The sequence below is a fragment of the Caulobacter sp. GW821-FHT05F04 genome (assembly GCF_059419665.1).
Map to the genome: position 1 here is coordinate 81,978 of NZ_JBWKSF010000011.1, position 24,874 is coordinate 106,851.

A 24,874-nucleotide genomic window follows, 5' to 3' on the forward strand; every position below is an offset into this window, starting at 1 on the left:
ATTGCGTGGCCGTTAACCTTGTGAGACACAGAGCGCCGTTTTGGGGGGCGGAAAACGACAATGTACGAGGGGGATGAGCGCGCCGATGTGGTCCAGGACCACGCACTGCCACTGCCGAGCTATCTGAGCTATCTTCTCTATCAGACCGAACAGCATCGCCGGGCGGTGGCGGCCGATCTCCTGGCCCGGCACGGGCTGACCTTCGCCAAGTGGGTGGCGATGATCTCGCTGCGGCGGTTCGGCGACCTGTCGATGACCCGCCTGGCCAAGCTGGCGGCCACCGACCGCACGACCCTGACGCGCTCGATCGACAACCTGATCACCGACGGGCTGGTGGAGCGCAAGGCTTCGTCCGCCGACCGCCGAGTGGTGGTCATCTGCCTGACGGAAACCGGTCGCGGCCTGCTGGAGACGATCCGCGCCGAGATCCGTCCGCTCAACCGCGACATCTGCGCCAACCTGACCACGGAAGAGCAGGCGGCCATGACCCGCTACCTGCAGAAGATGCTGTCCGGCCTGATCGTCGAGCCGGACTGGAAGCAGGACGTGATCGCGTTCAGCACCCCGGCCCCGCCGGAGACGGCTTAGTCGTCGAATTTCACCCGCCCGCGCCCGGACTTCACCGTCCCGCGCTTGGTCTTGCCTTCCAGCCGCTTGAGCTTGCTGGAATAGGTCGGCTTGGTCGCCTTGCGGGGCTTGGGCTTCTCGGTCGCTCGGCGGATCAGGTCGACGAGGCGCTCCTGGGCGTCCTGGCGATTCATTTCCTGCGAGCGCGAGCCCTGCGAGAACAGGATCAGCACCCCATCCTGGGTCAGGCGGCTGCCGGCCAGGGTCTCCAGCCGCGCCTTGACGTCCTCGGGCAGGGCCGGGGAGTTCCTGACGTCGAACCGCAGCTCGATCGCGGTGCTGGTCTTGTTGACGTGCTGGCCGCCGGGGCCGGAGGCGCGGGTGGCCTTCCAGACCAGCTCGTCCTCGTCGATCCGCAGCCAGGGCGTGATCTCGATCATCGGGGCGGGCCATTTTTCGGTAAAGGGGCGCGCTTGGCCTTGACCACCAGCTGGTCCAGCGCCTGCAGGAAGCGCGAGCGGTCGGCGTTGGCGAAGGCGGCGGGACCCTTGGTGACCTCGCCCATCGAGCGCAGGTGTTCGCCGATCGAGCGCGAGGCCAGGGCCGAGCCGATCATGTCGGGGCTGAACACCCGGCCGTTCGGGGCCAGCGCCGCGCCGCCGGCCTTCAGCACGCGATCCGCCAAGGGGATATCGTTGGTCACCACCACGTCGCCCGGACCGCAGCGCTCGGCGATCCAGTCGTCGGCGACGTCGGGACCGGCGTCGACCACGATCTGCTCGATCACCGGCGTCATCGGCACGCGGATCCAGCTGTTGGACACCACGAAGGTCTTGAAGCCGTGGCGGGCGGCGACCTTGTAGGCCTCGTCCTTCACGGGGCAGGCGTCGGCGTCGATGAAGAGGATGGCGGTCATCGCGCTGGGCCTGAAGAGAAGGAGGACCTGAGGAAACTGGTGCCGGCGGAGAGGATCGAACTCCCGACCTTCGGTTTACAAAACCGCTGCACTACCGCTGTGCTACGCCGGCATGGGCCCGGGGCCCGAGGTCAGGGCTTATGCCGTTTGCGAGCGCGGACGGCAAGGTGGTCAATGCGCGGGAGAATTCCTCGCTCCGGGGCGCGGCTGACGAGCGTTGCGCGTCCTTGCTCCAGCCGCTAGGGACGGGCCAAAGCGGGAGATGCACATGGCGCAGGGCAAACTCATTGACGGCAAGGCCTTCGCGGCCGATCTGCGGGCGAAGATCGCCGTGGAGGTCGCCGAGCTGAAGGCCCGGCACGGGATCACCCCGGGCCTGGCCGTGGTGCTGGTCGGCGAGGACCCGGCCAGTCAGGTCTATGTCCGCAACAAGGGCGAGCAGACCCTGGCGGCGGGCATGCATTCCGAAACCGTGCGCCTGCCCGCCGAGGTCAGCCAGGATGATCTGCTGGCCGTGGTGGCCAAGCTGAACGCCGACCCGAAGATCCACGGCGTGCTGGTCCAGTTCCCAGTGCCGCCGCACATCAGCCAGATGGACGTCGTGGCGGCCCTGTCGCCGGACAAGGACGTCGACGGCCTGACCGTGACCAACGCCGGCCGCCTGGCCAGCGGCCTGCCGGCCCTGGCGCCCTGCACGCCGACCGGCTGCATGATGCTGCTGAAGGACGTGGTTGGTGATCTGACCGGCAAGAACGCCGTGGTCATCGGCCGCTCGAACCTGATGGGCAAGCCGATGGCCCAACTGCTGCTGGCCGCCGACTGTACGGTGACCATCGCTCACTCGCGGTCGAAGGACCTGCCGAGCATCGTCCGCCAGGCCGATATCGTGGTCGCCGCCGTCGGCCGGGCCGAGATGGTCAAGGCCGACTGGGTCAAGCCGGGCGCGGTGGTCATCGACGTCGGCATCACCCGCTATCCGGCCCGCGATCCGGAAGCCGCCGCGGCGGGCAAGACCCGGCTTGTCGGCGATGTCGCCTTCGACGAAGTCCGCGAGGTCGCCGGTGCGATCACGCCGGTTCCCGGGGGCGTGGGACCCATGACCATCGCCTGCCTGCTGGCCAACACCGTGACGGCGGCCAAACGCCTGTCGGGGATCGTCTGATGCGCCGCCTGGCGCTGCTGGCCGCGCTGGGCCTGACCTTGGCGGCCTGCGGGGCCAAAACCTCGCCGCCGCCCACGCCGGAGCAGGCCCTGGCCCTGCGCCCGGCCGACGCGCGCCTGTCGGGCCTGTACGAGACCTCCTGCCACGCCTGCCACGCCATCCCCGGCACGGGCGCGCCGCTGGTCCACGACCGCGCCGCCTGGGACGTCCGCTGGAAGCAGGGCGAGGCGACGCTGCTGGACCACGCCGTCCAGGGCTACAACGCCATGCCGGCGACCGGTCAGTGCGCGACTTGCACACCGGCCGATTTCCAGGCCCTCATACGGTTCATGGCGGGGCGCGAAGACTCGGCCAGATAACAAGACGGGGGGGAAAATGATCTCCAGGCGCGGAGCCCTGATCGCGGGCGGGACGGGTGCGGCGGTGGTCGCCGGCGGCGGTGTCGCCGCCTACAAGGTCGCCACGGGGGACAAGCCCGAGCCGCCGTCGCCGCCCTCGGTCGACGCCCGAGGCAAGCTGCTGTGGCGCAACTGGTCGGGCGTGCAGCACGCCTATCCCGCCGCCCGCCTGGCCCCCAAGGACGAGGGCGAGCTGGCTGCCGCGCTGAAGGTCGCCCAGGCTCCGATCCGGCCCGTCGGCGCGGGTCACTCGTTCACCGCCCTGGCCCCGACCAACGGCACGCTGATCTCGCTGGATTCGCTGTCGGGCGTGATCGGCTGGGAAGGCGACCAAGCCATCGTCCGCACCGGTACGCGGCTGGGCGCCCTGGGGCCCATGCTGGCCGAGAAGGGCCGGGCGCTGTCCAACCTGCCCGACATCAACAAGCAGTCGCTGGGCGGGGCGCTGGGCACCGCCACCCATGGCACGGGCGCCAGGATCCAGGCCATGCACGGCAGCGTCACGGGCCTGCGGCTGGTCACGCCCTCGGGCAAGGTTATCGACGCCGACGCAAGCAAGAACCCCGAGGTGTTCCAGGCCGCCCGCGTCTCGTTGGGCGCGCTGGGCGTCATCACCCAGGTGCGGATCCAGACCAGCGCCAACCGGCGCCTGCGTCGCCGCGTCTGGCTGGAGCCGTTCGAGGAGGCGCTCGCCAAGGCCGAGGAACGCTGGGCCCAGCACCGCAACTTCGAGTTCTTCGCCGTGCCGTTCACGGGGCTGGCGGCCAATATCAGCCACGACGAGACCGACGATCCGGCCGTGCCGCGCGGCCCGGACCAGGACACCGAGTTCCTGCAGGCGCTGCGGGGGCTGCGCAACCTGCTGGGCTTCGCCACGCCGCTGCGCAAGGCGGCCGCCCACGCGCTACTGTCGACCGCCAAGCCCGAGACCGCCGTCGACGAGGGCTGGAAGCTGCTGTCGACCGAAAGGCCGGTGCGCTTCAACGAGATGGAGTTCCATCTTCCCGTGGAGCACCAGCTGAAGGCGCTGGCCGAGGTCGTGCGGACCATCGAGAAGGAGCGCCCGGACGTCTTCTTCCCGATCGAGGCGCGTCGTATCGCGCCGGATGACGCCTGGCTGTCGCCGTTCCAGGGCGGTCCGCGCGGTTCGGTGGCGGTGCACGCCTACTACCGCGACGACTTCACGTTTTTGTACGAATTGATCGAGCCCATCTTCCGCCGCTACGACGGCCGGCCGCACTGGGGCAAGCTGCATACGCTGAACGGCGGCCAGCTGGAGGCGATCTATCCACGTTGGAAGGACTTCCTGGCGGTCAGGCGGGAGCTGGATCCGGACGGCCGGATGCTCAATCCGTATCTGAAGGGCCTGTTCGGCCTCGGCTATTAGGCCGCGGCGGTCCCGAGATATTCGGCGACGCGGGCTTCCAGCTCGGTGACCAGGGCCTTGCCGACCGGGTGGGTGTCGACCTTGATGTCGTCGCGCACGCAGGCCTTGATCGCGTCGATATGGGCGTCGACCAGGAACATCGGCGCCGACAGGCGGGTGTCCGGATCGTCGATCAGCTTGCAGAGCGACGCGGCCAGGCGGGTGATCAGCGGGAATTCGTAGGTGGCGCCCAAGCCCTTCAGGTCGTGAGCGCGGAGATAAAGGGTTTCGACCGTCTGGGCGTTGAGGCCCTCGGCGCGGACGCCCTGGCGGGCGGCCTCCAGCTTGACGATTTCGTCGTTCAGCCATTGGGCGAAATTGCCGGACAGGCTCTTTAGAGCCGCCTCGGCCTTGGCGATGGCGGCCATGTCGATGCCGCCCCGACCGCCCACCTTGAGCTTGAGCATGTTCGGCACCTGGATCACTTCAGCGGTCTTATTCGTCACGGGCGCCTCCCCCAGCGGCGGATAGTTGGCTATCCAGTAACATAGCAGGCGTTAATATTAGATGAGACACCACTTTCTGCGACCCAACGTCTCAGGTCCCAGACTTAAGCAGAGAACTGCTCGGCCAGAACTCTTTCCTCGAGGCTGCGACCGGCGTCGAAAAGCATCGACAGCGAGGTGCCGCGGTCTTCGGAGATGTGCACCTCCAGGACGTCGCGGACCTCGAAGTTGTCGGCCACGGCGCTGACCGGCCGTTTGTCGGCTTCCAGGATCTCGAACGTCACCCGCGCCGACTGCGGCAGCAGGGCGCCGCGCCAGCGGCGGGGGCGGAAGGCGGAAATGGGCGTCAGGGCCAGGATCTGGCCGTCGATCGGGATGATCGGGCCGTGGGCCGAGAGATTATAGGCCGTCGAGCCGGCCGGGGTGGCCAGCAGGGCCCCGTCGCAGACCAGCTCGCCCATCCGCACCTTGCCGTCGATCGAGATGCGCAGCTTGGCGGTCTGGCGGGTCTGGCGCAGCAGCGAGACCTCGTTGATCGCCAGGGCCCGGTGCTGGGTCCGGCGCGAATCGATGGCGACCATGGCCAGCGGATGGATGACGGCGCGCTCGGCGGCGTTGATCCGCTCCAGCAGGTCGTCCTCGCTGTACTCGTTCATCAGGAAGCCGACCGAGCCGCGGTTCATGCCGTAGATCGGCGTCTGGCTGGCGATCGCCTCGTGCAGGGTCTCCAGCATGAAGCCGTCGCCGCCCAGCGCCACGATGACCTGGGCGTTCTGGTCGCCGACATCGCCGTAGCGGGCCATCAGCCGTTCCCGCGCTTCCTGAGCTTCGGGTCGGTCGCTGGCCTTGAAGGACAGGCGAGTCACGAAGGGTTGCGCTTGGTACATGCGGCCAAGTGGCGGGAAGCCCGCGAGCTTGTCAAACGACCGATGGGGCCGCCAGGATCAGACCTGACCGACGGCCTGGCGGAAGGCCATGCCGGCGATGTCGGGCGTGAAAGGGCCAAAGGCGCTGGCGGCGCGGCGCACGCCCTCGTCACCGCCACCCGGACGGCCGCCGTTCAGCTGGCGGACGTGCTCCAGGATGGTCGGGAAGACGCTGCGGTCGATGCCCACGGCCGAGCAGGCGAGGGCCAGAAGTTCGGGGCGGCCGCTGTCGATGGCGCGGCGGATCTGGGCGGACTCGAATTTGCCCAGGCGGGCCAGGGCCATGACGAACAGCTGCAGCCGCCCCTCACGCAGCACGCGCAGCAGGTAGCCGGGGCGTAGCTGGCCGGCGGAATCGAGCTTCTCGATCAGCGAGCGCTCCATCTCCTCGCGATCCTCGTCGACCTCGACGAGGCCGACCTCCTCGCTGTTGGAATCACCGCGATGGGCCGCGTGCAGGGCCTCGTCGACGGCGGCCTGCATCTTGGTCGGATCCAGATGGAACCGCGTCATCAGGGCTTCGCGCAAGGCCCGGCCGACCAGCAGATAGAGTTGCTCGGCCAGATCGGCGGAAAGCTTCGGGTGCCGGGCCAGGGGCGAACGCAGGGCGACGACCTCGCGCGAGCGGTTCACCAGCCGGCTCATGGCGTCGGGTGAGATCTGGGCGGTGTCGTTCGCGGCCAGGGCGGTCAGCACGGCCGGCTCGTCGCGGCTGATGATTGCTTCGACCACCTGCGCCTGCAGGTGCGGACGGCGGGCGATCTCGATCTGGTGTTCCAGCGTCGCCTGAACCAGCAGGCGGATCAGGTCGTGATCCTGCAGCACCGGACTGCGGGCGATGATCGGGCGGGCGATGTCGATCTCGTCCAGCGCCATGATGTTGATCAGAGCCGACGGGGCCCAGTCGGCGTCGGCCAGGCGTTCGGACAGCCGGTGGCGGATGTCGCGCTCGGCCTCGACCACCAGGGTCATGAAGATGGAATTGAGCAGGGCCTGGATGTCGGGGTCGGTGGGCTCGCCGCTGGCCTGACCGGCCTCGCAGAGATCGATGATCCCGGTGAGCAAACGTTCACGATCGCCAGGCTCGCGACTGCGAGCCAGCTTCATGAGCGATGCGATCTCGACGGCTTGGATGGCCCGCCTCCTTCGAATCCGGAAGACCCGATCAGGATGACCTTGCGGCCCCCAAATGAAAACATGCTTAAACAGGGCAAGAACACCGACGCGCCAATATCGTGTCGAGATGTCGCAAGCGTGAGCGGAGGACATGTGACTCAAGACCTGATCCTGGCCTTGGACCAGGGCACGACCAGCACCCGGGCCATCCTGTTCGACCGGGCGGGCCAGTCCCTGGGCGAGGCCTCGCGTCCGCTGCGCCAGAGCTATCCGCGCGACGGCTGGGTCGAGCACGACGCCGAGGAGATCTACGCCGCCTGCGTGGCGGTGCTGCGCGAGGTGGCCGAAAACTCGGGCAGGGCGGACGCCATCGCCGCCATCGGCATCACCAACCAGCGCGAGACGGTGGTGGTCTGGGACCGCGCCACCGGCCGTCCGATCCATCCGGCCGTCGTCTGGCAGGACCGCCGCACGGCCGAGGTCTGCGCCACGCTGAAGACGGCGGGCCACGAGCCGCGCGTCACCGAGGTCACGGGGCTGCTGCTGGATCCCTATTTCTCGGCCACCAAGATCGCCTGGATTCTCGACAGAGTTCCGGGCGCGCGAGCTCGCGCCGAGGCCGGCGGCTTGCTGTGCGGCACCATGGATTGCTGGGTGATCTGGCGGCTGACGGGCGGGGCGACGCACGCCACCGACGCCACCAACGCCTCGCGCACCCTGCTGTTCGACATCGGCGCCCAGGACTGGTCGGCCGAGATGCTGGACCTGTTCAAGGTCCCCGCGCCGCTGCTGCCCAGGGTGCTGGACTGTGTGGACGACTATGGCGAGACGAGCGCCGAACTGCTGGGTCGCCCCGTTCCGATCCGCGGCGTGGCGGGCGACCAGCAGGCGGCGCTGATGGGGCAGGGCTGTGTCGCGCCGGGCCAGATGAAGGCCACCTACGGCACCGGCTGCTTCATGCTGATCAACACCGGCGAGGACCGCCCGATCTCGCGCTCGCGCCTGCTGACCACCGTGGCGGCGCGGGTCGGAGGCAGGACCACCTACGCCCTGGAAGGTTCGATCTTCGTGGCCGGGGCGGCGATCCAGTGGCTGGGCGAGGGGCTGGGCGTCACTGGTGGCCCGCGCGCGGCCGAGGCCCTGGCGCGCGCGGCCAAGGCCGACCACGGCGTCGTGGTGGTGCCGGCCTTCACCGGCCTGGGCGCGCCCTGGTGGGACGCCAAGGCGCGGGGCGGCATCTTCGGCCTGACCCGCGACGCCGGCCTGCCGGAGATCGCCGCGGCGACCTTCGACGCCTGCGCTTTGCAGAGCCGCGACCTGATCGAGGCCATGCGCGCCGACGCGCCCTCGGCTTTCGGGGAAGCCGCGCAACTGCGCATCGACGGCGGCATGTCCAAGAGTGTCTGGTTCTCGCAGCGACTGGCCGACCTGACCGGAATGTCGGTGCGCCGCGCCAGCTACCAGGAGACCACGGCCTTGGGCGCGGCCCTGTTCGCCGGCGTGGGCGCGGGGCTCTACGCCTCGGTGGAGGAAGCCGCCGAGGCCAGTCCCGCCGCCGAGACCCTGTCGCCCTCGATCAATGAGCACGCGCGCGAGGCCGCCTACGCCCGCTGGCTGGACGCGGTGCCCAGGGTGAGGCTTTAGGGTGATGCGACTTTAGTCGAACGTTGGTTGCGGTAACATCGGCGTCGCCTCATAACCGTCTGACAAAAAAGAAGCGGAGATCGCCATGACCACCCGTCGCGCCCTACTGGGCGCCGGAGCCGCCCTGATCGCTGGCGGACAGGCCCTGGCCGCTTCGCCCGCCTATCCGAAGATCGGCAAGATTCGCCGCCTGTCGCCGGCGCTGGACGCGATCCTCGACGCCCATGCGCCGATCGAGCAGCTGGTCGACGGGATCACCTGGGCCGAGGGGCCGGCCTGGCACTGGGAAAGCAAGTCGCTGCTGTTCTCGGACGTGCCCGGCAACGTCATGTATCGCTGGACCCCCAAGACCGGAAAGACGGTGTTCCTGCAGCCGTCCGGCTATGACGGCCCGCCGACCAAGATCTTCCGCGAGGCCGGCTCGAACGGCGCGATCATCACCCTGGCCGGCGACCTGGTGATCGCCGACTGCGGCAATCGCGGCCTGGCCAAGGTCGACCTGGCGACCAAGAAGAAGACGGTCCTGGCCGGCGCCTACAAGGGCAAGAAATTCAACAGCCCCAACGACCTGGTCGAGGTCCGCGACGGGCCGCTGAAGGGCTCGCTCTACTTCACGGATCCGCCCTACGGCCTGGAGGGCCTGGACGCCTCGCCGGCCAAGGAGCTGGCGTTCAACGGCGTCTACCTGCTGCGGCCCAATGGCGAGGTGGCGCTGGTCGACGACACCCTGTCATTCCCGAACGGCGTGGGCCTGTCGCCGGACGGCAGGCGGCTCTACGTCTCGATCTCGGACCCCAAGCGGCCGGTGATCATGGTCTATGACCTGGGCGCGGACGGTCTGCCCAAGTCGTCAAAAGTGTTCTTCGACGCTTCCGAGTTGCTGAAGGCCGGTGGGCCGGGCCTGCCGGACGGCATGAAGGTCGACGCCAAGGGCAACCTGTTCGCCAGCGGGCCGGGCGGGATCATGATCCTGACGCCGGAAGCCAAGCTGCTGGGCGTCATCGAGACCGGCGGGCCGGCCGCCAACTGCGCGTTCGGCGAGGACGGCAAGACGCTGTTCCTGACCTCCAATCACATCGTGGCGCGCGTGCGGACAAAGACGTCCGGCCTGGCCTGGTAGGAGAGAGCGACATGGACGAGATCAGCAAAAGAACGTTTCTGGCGGCTGGTCTCGCCGCCACGCTGCCGCTAGCCGCCCCATCTCTTGAGGCCAGGGCCGCCGAGCCCGGGCGCAAGCTGGGCTACGCGATCCTGGGCTTGGGCTACTACGCCACCAAGATCATCATGCCCCGCTTCGCCGAGTGCGAGCACTCCAAGCTGGTGGCCCTGGTCAGCGGCACGCCGGAGAAGCTGAAGACGTTCGGCGAGCAGTACGGGATCCCGGAGAGTCACCGCTACAACTACGAGACCTTCGACAGGATCGCCGACAATCCCGACGTCGACATCGTCTACGTCATCACGCCCAACAGCCTGCACCGGGTCTTCACCGAGCGGGCGGCCAAGGCCGGCAAGCACGTCATGTGCGAGAAGCCGATGGCGACCACCTCGGCCGACGCCGAGGCGATGATCGCCGCCTGCAGGAAGGCCGGTCGCAAGCTGATGATCGGCTATCGCAGTCGCTTCCAGGCTCACAATATCGAGGCGATCAAGCTTTCGCGGGACGGGGCCTTCGGGCCGGTGCGGACCATCGTCGCCGACCACGGCTTCACGATCGGCGATCCGACCCAGTGGCGGCTGAAGCGGGCCCTGTCCGGCGGCGGCAGCCTGATGGACATTGGCATCTACAGCCTGAACGCCGCCCGCTACCTGGCCGGCGAGGAGCCCGTGGCCGTCAACGCGCTGGAGTCCACCGACCGCTCCAACATCCGCTTCAAGGAGGTGGAGGACATCATCAGCTTCCAGCTGCTGTTCCCGTCGGGCGCGGTGGCCAACTGCAATTCGACCTACACGACCAATGTCAATCGCTACCGCGTCTCGGGGCCGAAGGGCTGGGTCGAGATCGAACCAGCCACCAGCTACCAGGGCCAGGCGATGCGCGCCCAGCTGAACGGCCAGACCGGCCCGCGCGAGCCGGCCCCGCAAGCGACGAACCAGTTCTCGGCCCAGCTGGACCATCTGTCGGAATGTATCCTCACCGGCCGCGACCCGATCGTGCCGGGCGAGGAGGGCCTCAAGGACATGCGCCTGATCGAGGCCATCTACCGCGCGGCGCGCGAGGGGCGGACGGTGAAGGTTTAGGCCGTCTCGTCCAGATACGCCTTCACCCGCGCGAACAGGTCCTCGAACATCGGCGTCGTCAGGCGGCCGGTGTTCGTGTTGAGCCGCGAGCAGTGATAGCTGTTGAAGATCCGGTAGGGGCCGGCCTGGAACTCCGAGCCGTGGCCAGGAACGCCCGCCGAGGCCTTGAGGCCCAGGGCCTTCAGCACGTTGCGCCGCGAGACGTCGCCCAGGGTGATGATGGCCTTCAGCTTGGGGAACATCTCCAGCCGCGCGGTGAGAAACGGGCGACAGTTGTTCTCTTCCGAGGTTTCGGGCTTGTTGCCGGGCGGGGCGCAGCGGACGGCGTTGGTCACGGCCGCGCCGACCAGCTGGAGCGAGTCATCGGGCCGCGCCTCGAACTTGCCGGTGGCGAAGCCAAACTTGATCATCGTGTCGTAGAGCAGGGTCCCGGCATAGTCGCCGGTGAACGGCCGGCCGGTGCGGTTGGCGCCCTTGCGACCGGGGGCCAGGCCCGCGACCAGCAGGCGCGCGTCCTTGTCGCCGAACGAGGGGGCGGGGCCGTTGAACCAGTCGGGATAGAGGTCCTGGTTCTCGCGGCGGTAGGCCACCAGGCGCGGACACAGCGGGCAGTCGCGCGGCGGCTCGGCGGGGTTGGGAACCGCCTCGCCGACGATGTTGGAACGCTGGCTCATCTCAATACTCGTCGTCGGCTTCGCGTTCGGCCGGCGTGCGGCTGTCCGAGACCGGGCGCGGCTGGACCCGTTGCGGGCGGCCGATGATGTTCCCCAGGTCGGCGAGGTCGACGAAGTTGTCGGCCTGACGGCGCAGGTCGTCGCTGGTCATCGGCGGCTGGCTCTTCATGGTCGAGACCACGGTGACCCGGCGGCCCTTGCGCTGAACGGCCTCGACCACGGCGCGGAAATCACCGTCGCCGGAGAACAGGACCAGGTGGTCGGCCGTTTCGGCGATCTGCAGCATGTCGACCGCGATCTCGATGTCCATGTCGCCGCGCCAGCGCTTGCGGCCCTGGCTGTCGGTGAACTCGCGGGCGGGCTTGGTCACCAGGGTGAAGCCGTTGTAGTCCAGCCAGTCCACGAGCGGCCGGATCGGCGAATAATCGTCGTTCTCGGCGATCGCGGTATAGTAGTAGGCTCGGATCAGGACGCCGCGCTTTTTGAACTCGTCGAGCAGCTTGCGGTAGTCGATGTCGAAGCCCAGGGCCCTGGCGGCGGAATAGAGATTGGCTCCGTCGATGAACAGCGCCAGGCGGTCGGTCGGATAGAAGGTCACGGTAATCCCTTGAAAAATCAGGTCGCTCGAAATGACTTGGACGAGGCCGTGATCGTGGCGCTCGGCAGCAATCTGCCCGGACCCTATACGAGTCGCGAGGCGCTGTTGGAAGCCGCGCTGGCCGCCTTGCCGGACGTCGGGCTGACGGTGGTGGCGCGCTCGACCTGGTGGACCTCGGCGGCCTGGCCCGATCCGGCGGGACCCGAGTACCTGAACGGCGTGGCCATCGTCACCACCGACCTCTCGCCCACCGACACCCTGGCGGCGCTTCACAGGATCGAGGAACGATTCGGAAGGGCGAGGGGAGCCGCCAACGCCCCGCGAACCCTGGACCTGGATCTCATCGCCCACGGCCGGACGGTGTTGGACGGGGATCTCGTTGTGCCGCATCCGCGCGCCCACGATCGGCTGTTCGTGATGGGGCCGCTGGCCGAGCTGGCCTCGGCCTGGGTCCACCCCGTCAGCGGCGAGCCGGCCTTCCGGCTGGCGGCCAACGCCAGCGTCGGTCGCGACGCGCGCTCCATTGCCAAAGTTTAATTCCCGGTCGGATGAAGCGGCGCCCATAGTCCGGTCAAATTTCCGCGCCCCATTCCCTGCAAAGCGTCCCGCACGCTCATCTGGACCTCGCACATGACCCTGACTCGTTCGCTGCTCGCCTGCGCCGCCGCGTGCGCGCTGCTGACCGCCGCTCCGGCCGCCTTTGCTCAGACCCAAATGGCGGCCAAAAGCGGCGTCGACCTGACCTCGATCGAAAAGTCCATCAAGCCGGGCGACGACTTCTGGACCTACGCCAACGACAAGTGGGTCAAGGCTCACCCGATCCCGGCCGACCGCAGCAGCTACGGCATCACCGCGGTGATGGTCGAGGAGGCCAACAAGCGCACGGTCGACCTGATCCAGGACGCCGCCAAGGGCGGGGCCGGCGACGGCAAGAAGGTCGGCGACTACTACGCCAGCTACATGGACGAGGCCGGAATCGAGGCCAAGGGCCTGACGCCGCTGAAAGCCGACCTGGCCCGCATCGCCGCGATCAAGGACAAGGCGCAGCTGGCCCAAGTGCTGGGCGGCAACATCCGCGCCGACGTCGACGCCCTGAACGCCACCGACTTCTACACCGACAACGTGCTGGGCCTGTGGGTCTCGCCGTCGTTCGACGACACCAGCAAGTACGCGCCGTTCCTGCTGCAGGGCGGCCTCGGCATGCCCGACCGCGAATACTACGTCTCGGACAAGGCCTCGATGGTCGAGGCGCGGACCAAGTACCGGGCCCACGTCGAGAAGATCCTGACCCTGGGCGGCGTCGCCAACGCGGCCGCCAAGGCCAAGGCGATCGTGGCGCTGGAAAACCAGCTGGCCCAGGCCTCGGGCACGCGCGCCGACAGCGCCGACGTCCAGAAGGCCAACAACAGCTGGGCCCCGGCCGACTTCGCGGCCAAGGCCCCGGGCCTGGACTGGACGGCCTTCTTCGCCGCCGCCAAGCTGTCGAACCAGCCGCGCTTCATCGTCTGGCATCCGACCATGGTCACGGGTCTGGGCAAGGCCGTCGCCGGCGTCTCGCTGGAGACCTGGAAGGACTACCTGACCTTCCACCTGATGGACCACTACAGCAACGTCCTGCCCAAGGCCTTCGTCGACGAGCGCTTCGCCTTCTACGGCCAGGGCCTGCAGGGCACGCCGCAGCTGTCGCCGCGCTGGAAGCGGGCGGTCGGCTCGACCAACGCCGTGCTCGGCGAGGCGGTCGGCAAGCTCTATGCCGACAAGTATTTCTCGGCTCAGGCCAAGGCCGAAGTGACGGCCATGGTCGACAATATGAAGGTCGCCTTCGAGAAGCGCATCGACGGCCTGGACTGGATGGACCCGGCGACCAAGGCCGAGGCCCGCAGGAAGGTGGCGGTGCTGAAGGTCGGCGTCGGCTATCCGGATGCCTGGCGCGACTATTCGGCCTATGCGGTGGTGCGCGGCGACGCCTACGGCAACCTGCAGCGCGCGGAAGCCTTCGACTACGCCACCGACCTCGCCAAGCTGGGCCAGCCGGTCGATCGCGGCGAGTGGGTGATGACGCCGCAGACGGTCAACGCCGTGAACCTGCCGATGCTGAACGCCCTGAACTTCCCGGCCGCCATCCTGGCCCCGCCGAACTTCGACCTGGCCAATGACGCCGCCGCCAACTACGGCGCGACCGGGGCCACGATCGGCCACGAGATCAGCCACAGCTTCGACGACCAGGGCGCGCAGTTCGACAGTCAGGGGCGCCTGCGCAACTGGTGGACGCCGGCCGACTTCGACCACTTCCAGAAGGCCGGCGCGGCGCTCGCGGACCAGTTCGATACGTACAAGCCGTTCCCGGACCTGGCGGTGAACGGCAAGCAGACGCTCAGCGAGAACATCGCCGACGTCGCCGGCCTGGGCGCGGCGCTGGACGCCTACCACGCCTCGCTGGGCGGCAAGCCCGCGCCGGTGATCGACGGCATGACCGGCGATCAGCGCTTCTTCCTGGCCTTCGCTCAAAGCTGGCTCGGCTACACCCGTCCGGCCGCGCTGCGCCAGCAGTTGATCACCGACGGTCACGCGCCGGACCAGTACCGCGCCAGCACGGTGCGCAACATCGACGACTGGTACGCGGCGTTCGGCGTGAAGCCGGGCGACGCGCTCTACCTGCCGCCCGAAAAGCGCGTGAAGGTCTGGTAGACCTGATAGGGTAGACATTGACTCGCGAAGGGGGCATAAGCGCCCCCTCGCGAAAGCAGGATAATCGTGCGCGGCGTTGCGTGTCGCCGCACGGAAGCCTATTTTGCGATTGCTAATCGGCAGCCCGAGGAACTCATGGCCCGCGTCACCGTCGAAGATTGCGTCGAGAAGGTTCCGAACCGCTTCTCGCTGGTTCTGCTCTCCGCGCACCGCGCCCGCGCCATCTCGGCCGGCGCCGCCCTGATGGTCGACCGTGACAACGACAAGAACCCGGTCGTCGCCCTGCGCGAGATCGCGGACGATGTCATCGACCACGAAGGCCTGAAGGAACACCTCATCAGCACGCTGCAACGCGTCGATGAGCACACCGAGGCCGAGGAAGAGGCCGAGACCCTGGCCCTGCTGGCCGATCCGAGCCACATGCAGATGAGCGAACTGGAACTGGTCCGCGCGCTGCAGAGCGACCGTGACGGCGGTCAGGAGGAGCGGTACTGAGCCCCGAAGGCGCAGACCCTCTAACCCTGCGAGCGGCCACTTCGACCGCTCTTTCCGAACGCGCGCCCGACGCCCCATCTTCTGGAGGGGATTCGGGCGCGTCTTCGTCCGTGGCTCCCGCCGCGGCGACGACGACCGAGGCTCCGAAGCCCCGCCCAAAATTCCTCCGCCAATATGAGCTGATCGAGCGGGTCCACGCCTACGACCCGACGGCCGACGAGGCCCTGCTCAATCGCGCCTATGTCTACGCCATGCGGATGCACGGCTCGCAGACCCGGGCCAGCGGCGACCCCTACTACGCCCACCCGATCGAGGTGGCGGGCATCCTGACCGAATACCGGCTGGACACCGCGACCATCGTCACGGCCCTGCTGCACGACGTGATCGAGGACACCCCGGTCACCAAGGAAGAGATCGCCAAGCTGTTCGGCGACGAGATCGCCGAGCTGGTCGAGGGCGTCACCAAGCTCAGCAAGCTCGAGCTGCAGGCCGAGCACATGCGCCAGGCCGAGAACCTGCGCAAATTCATCCTGGCCATCTCCAAGGACGTTCGCGTCCTGCTGGTCAAGCTGGCCGACCGTCTGCACAACATGCGGACGCTGCACTTCATCAAGAACCAGGCGAAACGCGAGCGGATCGCCCGCGAGACGCGCGACATCTACGCGCCCCTGGCCCGCAACATCGGCTGTCACAGGATCTGCGTGGAGCTGGAGGAGCTGTCCTTCCAGCACACCAATCCGGTCGCCCGCGACGCCATCATCCGCCGTCTGGATGCGCTGCGCGAAGAGCAGGGCGGGGCGGTGGCCCTGGTCAGCCAGGAAATCGCCGCGCGGCTGGAGTCGTCGACCCTGCCTGCCCGCGTCTTCGGCCGGGAGAAGTCGCCCTATTCGATCTGGCGCAAGTTGCAGCGCAAATCGATCGGCTTCTCGCAGATGTCGGACATCTATGCGTTCCGCGTGATCGTCGACAGCGAGGAAGACTGCTACCGCGCTCTCGGCGTCGTGCACCGGGCCTGGTCCAGCGTGCCCGACCGTTTCAAGGACTATATCTCGACGCCGAAGCGGAACAACTACCGCTCGCTGCACACCACGGTCGTGGGCCCGCGCGGCATGCGCATCGAAATGCAGATCCGCACCGAGGCCATGGACCGCGTCAACGAAGAGGGCGTCGCCGCCCACTTCCGCTACAAGGACGCCTCGTACGGTCTCGACCTGGAAGGCATGGAAGCCGCCGGCGGTCGCGATCCGCTGGCCAACCTGCGCCAGCTGGTTCAGGTGCTGGAGCACGGCGGGGACAGCGAAGAACTGGTCGAGCACGCCAAGCTCGAGATGTTCCTCGACCAGGTGTTCGTCTTCACGCCGAAGGGCAAGCTGGTCAGCCTGCCGCGGGGCGCGATGCCGCTGGACTTCGCCTACGCCGTCCACACCAGCGTCGGCGACACCTGCATCGGCGTGAAGATCAACGGCGAGCTGAAGCCGCTGCGCACGCCGCTGGTCAATGGCGACGTGGTCGAGGTGGTGCGGGGCTCCAAGCCGGTTGTACCGCCGGACTGGCGCTCGCTGACGGTCACGGGCCGGGCGAGATCCGCCATCCGCCGTCATATCCGCCAGACCGAGAAGGAAGAGTTCCTGCGCCTGGGCAAGGCGTCGCTGGAGCAGGTCTTCGAGCGCGCTGGCAAGAAGCTGAAGGACGTGTCGCTGCGGCCGATCCTGGAGCGCTTCGCCCTGGAGAGCGACGAGGCGCTGTTCGACGCCGTCGGGCGGGGCCGTGTCTCGCCCAGCCAGGTGCTGGAGACGGCCTATCCGGGCATGAAGGATTCCGAACGCGAGGCCGCCACGGCTCGCCGCAAGATCGAAGGCGGCCAGGGCGCGACGCTCTATGTGCGCGGCGGCGGCCTGACCCCGGGCGTCTCGCTGCACTTCGCCCACTGCTGCAGCCCGGTGCCGGGCGACCGCATCGTCGGCATCCTGCGCGAGGACGGCGCCAACAACGAAGATGGGGGCCTGGACGTCCACACCATCGACTGCCCGCGCCTGGCCGAATACGAGGACCGCGAGGAGCTGTGGCGCGACCTGAACTGGACGCCCGAGGCCGAGCGCTCGACCATCTCGCTGACCCGCCTGCACGCCACCATCCAGAACGCGCCCGGTGTGCTGGGTGTGGTCTGCACGACTATCGGCGAGGCCGGCGGCAACATCGTCAATTTGCGCATGCACCACCGGCAGAGCGACTTCTTCGATACCGACATCGACGTCGAGGTCCGCGACGCCAAGCACCTGACCAACATCCAGGCCGCGCTACGGGCGTGTCCTTCGGTCGAGACCGTGGACCGGACGCGCGGCTAAGCTCCAAGCTGAACGGTTGCTGAGTTCCCGTTAAGGGCGCATCGTCCTGGTCAAGACCGGGGAGGCGACCATGGGTGCTGTACGCGTCTATTTCGCGACCAATCGCAACGAGCAGCCCGAAAACAAGAAGCTGGTCTTCGGACCGCGCTTCAATCCCGACGGGGTAGCGGCGCTGCGGTTCGGCTATGTCGACTTCCCAGAGGGCGTCGAAACGCTGCAGGGCGGGTCGGTGTTCGTCTATCCGGATGTGAAAGGCGAGACCGACGTGACCAAGACTGGCGGCGGCCGGTTCCTGGACGACATCCGCAAGGCCATGTTGGACGGCCAGGACACGCTCGTTTTCATCCACGGCTTCAACGTAACGTTCAACGGCGCGATCGAGGCCGGCGCGCGACTGGCGCGCGATGTGCGGATCCGGGCCGGGGCGACCGACGACGGTCGGCCGGTGAACGTGGTGGTGTTCAGCTGGCCCTCGGACGGCGAAGCGGTGCCGTTCATGTCCTACTACAGCGATCGGGAGGACGCGCGGGCGTCCGGACCGGCCCTGGCGCGGACCTATCTGAAGCTGAAGGACTTTCTGGAGCAGCTCCGTAACCAGGATCGTTGCGATCGCAGCATCCACCTGATGGCCCACAGCATGGGCGCCTATGTCCTGCGCCAGGGCCTGCAGGCGGTGCTCGCCAAGAACGCCGACGGGCTGGTGCGGATCTTCGACCAGATCCTGCTGGCCGCCCCCGACGAGGACGACGACACCTTCGAGCAGGACAGCAAGCTGAAGCCGTTGCCTAAGATCGGCCGGCAGGTGACCGTCTATTTCAATCCGTCCGACCGGGCGCTGGTGATCTCGGACAAGACCAAGGGAAATCCGGATCGGTTGGGCTCGGACGGCCCGCGGCTGATCGACATGCTGCCCAAGAAGGTGGTGCTGGTCGACTGCCGCAACGTGGCCGGCGACGCCGACGCCCTGATCCAGCACAGCTACTATGCGCGCAGCCGCGCCATGACCTTCGATATCGGCGCGGTGCTGGCGGGCATGGACGCCGAGGCGATCGGCAACCGGGACTATGTGCTGCCGCTGCGGGCGTGGCGGATCGCGAAGGAGCTGGCTTAGCGGGCCTTCAGCGCCGCCACTGCGTCGCGCGTGCCCGCCGTCATCGGCGAGGGCAGGGCGTCGAGGGCGAACCAGCCCCATTCGTGAATCGCGTGGGCTTCCTGGATCGCCGGCTCGCCTTCGAAGCTCTCGACCGCGTAGGTGATGGCCACCCAGTGATAGTCGGGCGCGACCATGTCGGTGACGGCCAGGACGCGGCCGGCCTTGATGGTGATCCCCAGTTCCTCGTTGATCTCGCGTTCGGCGCAGGTCTTGGCGGCCTCGCCCCAGTCCAGCTTGCCGCCGGGCACGCCCCAGTGATCGGCCTCGGGGTTCTTCACGCGCTTGACCAGCAGCAGCCGGCCCTGGTTGTCGAGGATGGCGGCGCCACAGCCGACGCGAGGACGTTGAACTTCTTCGGTCATGAAGGGCGGTAAAGCCCGAAACGCCGCCGCGAGGCAAGCCGGCGCTTGAAGACTCGGCGGGCTGGGCTATACGCAGCGCTCATGACCAACGATGACGTCCTCGACGAATTCCGCGCCGCAGGGGCCCTGCGCGAAGGCCACTTCGTGCTGTCCAGCGGCCTGCACAGCCCGGTCTTCCTGCAGAAGAACCTGGTGTTCATGCGCCCCGAGCGTTGCGAGCGGCTCTGCAAGGCCCTGGCGGAGAAGATCCTCGCCACGGTCGGCGCGGTCGACGTCGCCGTCTCGCCGGCCGTCGGCGGCATCATTCCCGGCTACGAGACCGCCCGTCACCTGAACGTGCCGTCGATCTATGTCGAGCGCGAGGGCGGCAGCTTCAAGTTCCGCCGCGGCTTCCACCTGGAGCCCGGCCAGAAGGTCGTGATGGTCGAGGACATCGTCACCACCGGCCTGTCGTCGCGCGAATGCATCCAGGCCATCCAGGACGCCGGCGGCGACGTCGTGGCCGCCGCCTGCATCGTCGACCGCTCGGGCGGCAAGGTCGATGTCGGCGTGCCGCTCATCTCCCTGTGCAGCCTGGAAGTCCCGGCCTATCCGGCCGACGCCCTGCCGCCGGAGCTGGCCGCGATCCCCATCGAGGATCCGGGCAGCCGCCGGCTGCGCTGAGGCGCGGAAACCTCGCCCTTCGACAAGCTCAGGGTGAGGTTTCTACTCAGGCTTCGGCATCCGTCCTCACCCTGAGCCTGTCGAAGGGCGAGGACGCGCCTCGGCGGATCAGTTCGCGGTCGGCGGCGTCAGCTGCTTGACCGGCCAGGCGATGCCCAGCTGTTCCAGATAGGTCCCGTACTTGTCGGGGTCGTAGTAGTACTTCTTCATCTCGGGCCGGAAGGTCGCCATGATGTTGGCGTTGATCTGGGTCTGCGGCTTGTCCGCGGTTGAGAGCATCGGCACGTACTTCTGCGTCTTGGTCTGGACGTCGGTGAAGTAGGTCTTGGCTTCGGCCAGCAGCTTGGGCTGGGTCAAGAGATCCAGCGCCGTCATCGCCACCACCTTCGAGCCGGCCACCACGCCCTTGTGGGCGATCGGCGTGGCCATCGAGATGGCGTTGGCCCAGTGGTGGCCCGGCAGGTCCGGGATGTTCGACGGATAGTTGATGGTGATCGTGGGCATGATCCACGAGATGTCGCCGATGTCGTCCGAGCCGCCGCTTTCCGGCTTTTCCTCCGGGGGCTTGAGGCCCTTCAGCTTGACGTCAAGGCCGTCCTGCTTGGTCGAGCCGACGTTCTTCTGCACGGCCTTGGCGAAGGCCTGCTCGTCGTCGGTCCACTTGGGCAGGCCGACGGCGTCGATGTTCTTCTGGGCGGCCTCGGCGATCGGCTTGTTGAAGTGGCGCGGGGCGGCCGTGCCGACGATGGCGTAGTCCATCTTCGTGTCGGTCATGTCGGCCGCCGCCTTGGCGATCCGGTTGCCGATGTCCCAGTTCTTCTTGATCGCGTCGAAGGTCTGTTCGCGGAAATAGTACCAGACGGTGGCCTCTGACGGCACGACGTTGGGCTGGTCGCCGCCGTCGGTGATCACATAGTGCGAGCGCTGCTCGGGCTTGAGATGCTCACGGCGCATGTTCCAGCCCATGTCCATCAGCTCGACGGCGTCGAGAGCGCTGCGGCCACGCCACGGCGCGCCGGCCGAGTGAGCGGACTCGCCGTGGAAATTGTACTTGATCGAGACTAGGCCCGTGCCCGAGGGCTGGCCCCAGGCGGTCTGCAGGTTCGAGCCGACGTGGGTGAAGATGGTGGCGTCGACGCCGTTGAACACGCCGTCGCGGACCATATAGGCCTTGCCGGCCACCAGTTCCTCGGCCACGCCGGGCCAGAGAACAAGCGTGCCGGCGATGTTCTGCTTGGTCATCACGTCCTTGACCGCCAGGGCGGCGACGACGTTCAGGGCCTGGCCGGAATTGTGGCCTTCGCCATGGCCCGGCGCGCCCGGAACGATCGGATCATGCCAGGGCACGCCCGGCTTCTGCGAGGCCTTGGGGATGCAGTCGATGTCGCTGCCGAAGGCGATGGTCGGGCCGCCGGTCCCGTTCGTCCAGGTCGCGGTCCAGGCCGTCGGGATGCCCGAGACGCCGCGCTTGATGGTGAAGCCGTTCTGCTCCAGCACCTTGGTGATGTAGGCCGAGGTCTCGACCTCCTGGAAGCCCAGCTCGCCGAACGAGAAGATCTCGTCGTTCATCACCTGGGCCAGCTTGGCGCGGCTCTCGACGCCGGCCACGGCTTCGGCCTTCAGGCTCTTGAGCTTGCCGGCCGAGACGTCGGCGGCGCCCGCGCCGCTGGCCATGGCGATAGCCAGAACGCCCGCCGTCGCGGCGAGCCAGGTCTTGTTCGAAATCATCACGCCCCTCCCAAAGGTAGAGCGTATACGATCAGGCGCCCGCGCGGCTTTGTCCATGCGCCAGCCCTGGCGCCCGCCCGCGAAATTCCCACCTGCACAGGCGGGCGGCTGGGCTTATAGACTCGGACCGAGTCCTTGGTTTCAGCAGGAAGAGCGGATGAGCTTGCGACTGGGCGTCAATATCGACCACGTGGCCACGATCCGGAACGCGCGCGGTTCGTCCTATCCCGAGCCCGTGCGCGCGGCGGAGCTGGCCCTGGCCGCCGGCGCCGACGGCATCACCGCCCACCTGCGCGAGGATCGCCGCCACATCAGTGACGCCGACATCGCCGTGCTGACCGACCTCTGCCACAAGCGCGGCAAGCCGCTGAACTTCGAGATGGCCGTGACCGACGAGATGGTCGGCATCGCCATCGGGGCGCGCCCGCACGCCGCCTGCCTGGTGCCCGAGCGCCGCGAGGAGGTCACCACCGAGGGCGGCTTGGACGTGATCAAGGGCCAGAACCGCATTACCGACGCCACCGCCCGCCTGCGCACGGCCGGGGCGCGTGTGTCGCTGTTCATCGAAGCCGACCCCGAGCAGATCCGCGCCTCGGCCGCCGCCGGCGCCCAGGTCATCGAGCTGCACACCGGCGCCTATTGCGACGCCTATCGCGAGGGCCACCTTGAACGCGCCGAAGCCATTCTCGAGCGGCTGAAGGCCGGCGCGGCCCTGGCCGCGAGCCTTGGCCTCGAAGTCCACGCCGGCCATGGCATCGACTACGCCACCGTCAAGCCGATCGCCGCGATCCCGGAGATCGCCGAGCTGAACATCGGCCACTTCCTGATCGGCGAGGCGATCTTCGTCGGCCTGCCGCAGGCGATCCAGCGGATGCGCCTGCTGATGGACGCCGCCCGGGTCGAGCATCCCGTGAAAGTGGAGGCCGGTTTTGCGTAAGGATGCTCGACAACTAGAAGATGCCGAGCGCGAAACCCGCTCGGTGGAAGCGGAGCAGGCCGCGTGATCATCGGCATCGGCTCGGACCTCTGCGACATCCGCCGCATCGAAAAGTCGCTGGAGCGCTTCGGCGAGCGCTTCACCAACAAGGTCTTCACCGAGATCGAGCGCAAGCGGTCCGAGCGTAAGCCTGACCGGGCCTCCAGCTACGCCAAGCGGTTCGCGGCCAAGGAGGCCTGCTCCAAGGCCCTGGGCACGGGCCTGAAGCGCGGCGTGCACCTCGCCGGCATGGGCGTGGTCAACCTGCCGTCGGGCAAGCCGACCATGGCCCTGACCGGCGGCGCGCTGGAAAGGCTGAAGGAACTGACTCCAGAGGGCATGGAGGCGGTGATCCACCTCTCCCTGACCGACGATCATCCCTACGCCCAGGCCTTCGTGATCATCGAGGCCCTCCCCAAGGCCTGACGCACTCGCCTCCTGCCCGAGAGCGTTTGACGAGACGGCCCAACCGTCGCCATGAAGTGCGACTAACGGCCCGGCCACTTGCCCCTCCAACTCTTGCTCATGGGGGCAAGCCCGTCTAGCAAAGCCGAACCGGTTCGCCGGCCAATCATCTTCGAAGAGCTCCGCGCCCGCATGACCGACGCCGCCGACGACCTCACGCCGCCCGAAGAGAAGGGCGTCGTCGCCGAGTTCATCGAAATCATCAAGACCGTCGCCTACGCCCTGGGCATCGCCCTGGTGCTGCGGGTCCTGCTGTTCCAGCCGTTCACCATTCCGTCGGCCTCGATGGAGCCCAACCTCTATCAGGGCGACTACATCATCGTGTCGAAGTTCAGCTACGGCTGGAGCAAGCACTCGATCCCGTTCAGCCCGCCGATCATCAAGGGCCGCATCCTGGGGCGCGCGCCGACGCGCGGCGACATCATCGTCTTCAAGCTGCCGCGCGACAATCGCACCGACTACATCAAGCGCCTGATCGGCCTGCCGGGCGACAAGGTCCAGATCCGCGGCGGCCAGGTGTTCATCAACGGCAAGGCCCTGCCGCGCAAGGAGCAGGCCCCGGCCCTGGTCGACACCGGCTACGGCTTCACCCAGCAGGTCCAGCGCTTCCAGGAGACCAACCCGGAAGGCCGCCAGTACAACACCCAGGACTTCGGTCCCGACAGCCGCGGCGACAACACCGGCGTCTATACCGTGCCGGCCGGCTGCTACTTCTTCATGGGCGACAACCGCGACAACTCGGCCGACAGCCGTTTCGACCCGGGCGTCTCGCCTTACGCGGAGAGCGCCTGCAAGTGGGACTACGAGCTGGACCAGTATATCGGTGACGAGATCGGCGTCGGCTTCGTGCCCGCCGAGAACCTGGTCGGCCGCGCGCAGATCATCCTGCTGTCGTGGAACGCCGAGGCCAGCCTGTTCAAGCCGTGGACGTGGTTCCTGAACGCCCGTCCCAGCCGCTTCTTCCACGTGCTGAAGTGATGCAGAACCATGGATAGACGGGTCGCCGCCGTCGGCGACCTCGAGCGCCGGATCGGCCATCGGTTCAACGACCGCGAACTGCTCGAACGCGCCCTGACGCACGCCAGCGTCGGGGATGGGGCCAAGAAGGTCCGCGACAACGAAGTGCTGGAGTTCATCGGCGACCGGGTGCTGGGCCTGCTGGCCGCCGAGGCCTTGGCCGATCGTTATCCGAGGGCCAAGGAAGGCGAGCTCGCGCCGCGCCTGAACGCCATTGTCAGCCGCGAGACCTGCGCCCGCGTCGCCCGCAAGGCCGAACTGGGGCCGGCCCTGCGCTTGTCGGCCTCGTCCAGCAAGATCGGCGGCCGCGAGACCGACTCGATCCTGGCCGGCGGCGCCGAAGCCCTGATGGCCGCCCTCTACCAGGACGGCGGCCTGGACGCGGCCCGCAAGGTGTTCCTCGACCTGTGGGCCGACGAGTTCGACAGGGCTGGCGAGGGGCGTCCGCGCGATCCCAAGACCGCGCTGCAGGAATGGGCCCAGGGCAAGGGCCGTCCGCTGCCGACCTACCGCGTGCTGGACCGTACGGGTCCGGACCACGCGCCGGTGTTCACGGTCGAGGTGACGGTCAAGGGCGTCGACCCCGCCATCGCCAAGGGCAAGTCGCGCCAGGAAGCCGAGAAGGCCGCGGCCAAGGCCCTGTTGGAGCGCGAAGGGGCGGAGTAGGGGTTAGGCGGAGCGTCCACCAAAACCCCTCTCTCACCGAGAGAGGGGATTGAGCGCGCTCTATCCCCGGCGTTCGCGATTTAAAATCCCAAGAAATCAAGAGCTTGTCGATTTTACGGGCCCCTGCGTCATCGGCGTTGAATCCGCCGCGATACTCAATGCGTCCCCGTCGCGGGGGAGGGCGTTTGGATCCGGCCCAAGACGG

General features: G+C 67.9%; 26 protein-coding genes and 1 tRNA gene. 17 read left to right on the top strand and 10 right to left on the bottom strand.

Features of this window, described 5'->3' with window-relative positions:
- Positions 1-60 precede the first annotated feature (60 nt).
- Positions 61-588, top strand: coding sequence for a MarR family winged helix-turn-helix transcriptional regulator (locus tag AC07R7_RS23535; RefSeq protein WP_492839642.1), 528 nt, complete (start codon positions 61-63; stop codon positions 586-588).
- Here the strand turns inward: AC07R7_RS23535 and arfB are convergent.
- The 3 genes from arfB to AC07R7_RS23550 all read right to left on the bottom strand — a co-directional run bounded on the left by arfB (position 585) and on the right by AC07R7_RS23550 (position 1,595).
- A complete protein-coding gene (gene arfB, locus AC07R7_RS23540; RefSeq protein WP_492839643.1) occupies positions 585-1,007 on the bottom strand; it encodes an alternative ribosome rescue aminoacyl-tRNA hydrolase ArfB in 423 nt (140 codons plus the stop codon). The genes AC07R7_RS23535 and arfB overlap by 4 nt on opposite strands.
- Entirely contained in the window at positions 1,004-1,483 is a 480-nt protein-coding gene (locus AC07R7_RS23545; protein ID WP_492839644.1) for a YaiI/YqxD family protein, read from the bottom strand. Before AC07R7_RS23545 ends, arfB begins: the two co-directional genes overlap by 4 nt.
- A 37-nt stretch (positions 1,484-1,520) precedes the next feature.
- Positions 1,521-1,595 (bottom strand) — tRNA-Thr (locus AC07R7_RS23550).
- Positions 1,596-1,751: 156 nt separating this feature from the next.
- On the opposite strand from AC07R7_RS23550, the gene folD reads away from it, so the two are divergent.
- The 3 genes from folD to AC07R7_RS23565 are packed head-to-tail and all read left to right on the top strand — an operon-like array spanning position 1,752 to position 4,430.
- On the top strand, positions 1,752-2,645 hold the full coding sequence (gene folD, locus AC07R7_RS23555; RefSeq protein WP_494636782.1) for a bifunctional methylenetetrahydrofolate dehydrogenase/methenyltetrahydrofolate cyclohydrolase FolD: 894 nt from the start codon (positions 1,752-1,754) through the stop codon (positions 2,643-2,645).
- The gene (locus tag AC07R7_RS23560) at positions 2,645-3,004 is read left to right on the top strand and encodes a c-type cytochrome (RefSeq protein WP_494636783.1); all 360 of its coding nucleotides are present in this window, start codon (positions 2,645-2,647) and stop codon (positions 3,002-3,004) included. Before folD ends, AC07R7_RS23560 begins: the two co-directional genes overlap by 1 nt.
- 16 nt (positions 3,005-3,020) lie before the next feature.
- On the top strand, positions 3,021-4,430 hold the full coding sequence (locus tag AC07R7_RS23565; protein WP_494636784.1) for a D-arabinono-1,4-lactone oxidase: 1,410 nt from the start codon (positions 3,021-3,023) through the stop codon (positions 4,428-4,430).
- On the opposite strand, the gene AC07R7_RS23570 is transcribed toward AC07R7_RS23565, so the two are convergent.
- The 3 genes from AC07R7_RS23570 to AC07R7_RS23580 all read right to left on the bottom strand — a co-directional run bounded on the left by AC07R7_RS23570 (position 4,427) and on the right by AC07R7_RS23580 (position 6,948).
- A complete protein-coding gene (locus AC07R7_RS23570) occupies positions 4,427-4,915 on the bottom strand; it encodes an Hpt domain-containing protein (protein ID WP_492839648.1) in 489 nt (162 codons plus the stop codon). The genes AC07R7_RS23565 and AC07R7_RS23570 overlap by 4 nt on opposite strands.
- 104 nt (positions 4,916-5,019) lie before the next feature.
- A complete protein-coding gene (locus tag AC07R7_RS23575) occupies positions 5,020-5,802 on the bottom strand; it encodes an NAD kinase (protein ID WP_492884546.1) in 783 nt (260 codons plus the stop codon).
- A 57-nt stretch (positions 5,803-5,859) separates the two neighbouring features.
- The gene (locus tag AC07R7_RS23580; RefSeq protein ID WP_492839650.1) at positions 5,860-6,948 is read right to left on the bottom strand and encodes a DUF2336 domain-containing protein; all 1,089 of its coding nucleotides are present in this window, start codon (positions 6,946-6,948) and stop codon (positions 5,860-5,862) included.
- A 162-nt stretch (positions 6,949-7,110) separates the two neighbouring features.
- Between AC07R7_RS23580 and glpK the strand changes: the two genes are divergently transcribed.
- The 3 genes from glpK (at position 7,111) to AC07R7_RS23595 (ending at position 10,839) form a co-directional block, all read left to right on the top strand.
- Positions 7,111-8,601, top strand: a complete 1,491-nt coding sequence (gene glpK / locus AC07R7_RS23585; protein ID WP_494636785.1) for a glycerol kinase GlpK — start codon at positions 7,111-7,113, stop codon at positions 8,599-8,601.
- Between the two features lie 85 nt (positions 8,602-8,686).
- The gene (locus tag AC07R7_RS23590; protein ID WP_494636786.1) at positions 8,687-9,721 is read left to right on the top strand and encodes an SMP-30/gluconolactonase/LRE family protein; all 1,035 of its coding nucleotides are present in this window, start codon (positions 8,687-8,689) and stop codon (positions 9,719-9,721) included.
- Positions 9,628-10,839: a Gfo/Idh/MocA family protein gene (locus AC07R7_RS23595; protein WP_494636797.1), complete on the top strand. Its 1,212-nt coding sequence runs from the start codon at positions 9,628-9,630 to the stop codon at positions 10,837-10,839. The genes AC07R7_RS23590 and AC07R7_RS23595 overlap by 94 nt, the downstream gene beginning before the upstream one ends.
- On the opposite strand, the gene AC07R7_RS23600 is transcribed toward AC07R7_RS23595, so the two are convergent.
- Both AC07R7_RS23600 and AC07R7_RS23605 read right to left on the bottom strand, forming a co-directional pair.
- The gene (locus AC07R7_RS23600) at positions 10,836-11,513 is read right to left on the bottom strand and encodes a uracil-DNA glycosylase (protein ID WP_492884554.1); all 678 of its coding nucleotides are present in this window, start codon (positions 11,511-11,513) and stop codon (positions 10,836-10,838) included. The two genes, AC07R7_RS23595 and AC07R7_RS23600, sit on opposite strands and share 4 nt — an antisense overlap.
- A 1-nt stretch (position 11,514) precedes the next feature.
- Complete coding sequence (locus AC07R7_RS23605) at positions 11,515-12,111, bottom strand: LabA-like NYN domain-containing protein (RefSeq protein WP_492839654.1); 597 nt, start codon at positions 12,109-12,111, stop codon at positions 11,515-11,517.
- Between the two features lie 48 nt (positions 12,112-12,159).
- Here AC07R7_RS23605 and folK point away from each other — a divergent pair, with 48 nt between their 5' ends.
- The 5 genes from folK (at position 12,160) to AC07R7_RS23630 (ending at position 18,750) form a co-directional block, all read left to right on the top strand.
- Complete coding sequence (folK, locus tag AC07R7_RS23610; RefSeq protein ID WP_494636798.1) at positions 12,160-12,648, top strand: 2-amino-4-hydroxy-6-hydroxymethyldihydropteridine diphosphokinase; 489 nt, start codon at positions 12,160-12,162, stop codon at positions 12,646-12,648.
- Positions 12,649-12,741: 93 nt separating this feature from the next.
- Positions 12,742-14,799 (top strand): M13 family metallopeptidase, encoded by a 2,058-nt coding sequence (locus AC07R7_RS23615; protein ID WP_494636787.1) that lies wholly within the window; start codon positions 12,742-12,744, stop codon positions 14,797-14,799.
- Between the two features lie 135 nt (positions 14,800-14,934).
- Positions 14,935-15,294, top strand: a complete 360-nt coding sequence (gene rpoZ / locus AC07R7_RS23620; RefSeq protein WP_099577049.1) for a DNA-directed RNA polymerase subunit omega — start codon at positions 14,935-14,937, stop codon at positions 15,292-15,294.
- 110 nt (positions 15,295-15,404) lie between these two features.
- The gene (locus AC07R7_RS23625; RefSeq protein WP_494636788.1) at positions 15,405-17,639 is read left to right on the top strand and encodes a RelA/SpoT family protein; all 2,235 of its coding nucleotides are present in this window, start codon (positions 15,405-15,407) and stop codon (positions 17,637-17,639) included.
- A gap of 70 nt (positions 17,640-17,709) precedes the next feature.
- Complete coding sequence (locus AC07R7_RS23630) at positions 17,710-18,750, top strand: alpha/beta hydrolase (RefSeq protein ID WP_494636789.1); 1,041 nt, start codon at positions 17,710-17,712, stop codon at positions 18,748-18,750.
- Here the strand turns inward: AC07R7_RS23630 and AC07R7_RS23635 are convergent.
- Entirely contained in the window at positions 18,747-19,154 is a 408-nt protein-coding gene (locus tag AC07R7_RS23635) for an NUDIX domain-containing protein (RefSeq protein WP_494636790.1), read from the bottom strand. The genes AC07R7_RS23630 and AC07R7_RS23635 overlap by 4 nt on opposite strands.
- An 81-nt stretch (positions 19,155-19,235) precedes the next feature.
- Here AC07R7_RS23635 and pyrE point away from each other — a divergent pair, with 81 nt between their 5' ends.
- Positions 19,236-19,817 (top strand): orotate phosphoribosyltransferase, encoded by a 582-nt coding sequence (pyrE, locus tag AC07R7_RS23640; protein WP_494636791.1) that lies wholly within the window; start codon positions 19,236-19,238, stop codon positions 19,815-19,817.
- 108 nt (positions 19,818-19,925) lie between these two features.
- Here pyrE and AC07R7_RS23645 read toward each other — a convergent pair whose 3' ends face one another.
- Positions 19,926-21,542: a M20 family metallopeptidase gene (locus tag AC07R7_RS23645; RefSeq protein WP_494636799.1), complete on the bottom strand. Its 1,617-nt coding sequence runs from the start codon at positions 21,540-21,542 to the stop codon at positions 19,926-19,928.
- A 160-nt stretch (positions 21,543-21,702) separates the two neighbouring features.
- Between AC07R7_RS23645 and AC07R7_RS23650 the strand changes: the two genes are divergently transcribed.
- From AC07R7_RS23650 to rnc, 4 genes are all read left to right on the top strand, one after another.
- Entirely contained in the window at positions 21,703-22,482 is a 780-nt protein-coding gene (locus AC07R7_RS23650; protein WP_494636792.1) for a pyridoxine 5'-phosphate synthase, read from the top strand.
- 63 nt (positions 22,483-22,545) lie between these two features.
- Complete coding sequence (acpS, locus tag AC07R7_RS23655) at positions 22,546-22,947, top strand: holo-ACP synthase (RefSeq protein WP_395444008.1); 402 nt, start codon at positions 22,546-22,548, stop codon at positions 22,945-22,947.
- A 171-nt stretch (positions 22,948-23,118) separates the two neighbouring features.
- Positions 23,119-23,964, top strand: coding sequence for a signal peptidase I (lepB, locus tag AC07R7_RS23660; RefSeq protein WP_395444007.1), 846 nt, complete (start codon positions 23,119-23,121; stop codon positions 23,962-23,964).
- A gap of 9 nt (positions 23,965-23,973) precedes the next feature.
- Entirely contained in the window at positions 23,974-24,669 is a 696-nt protein-coding gene (gene rnc / locus AC07R7_RS23665; protein ID WP_492839663.1) for a ribonuclease III, read from the top strand.
- Positions 24,670-24,874 lie beyond the last annotated feature (205 nt).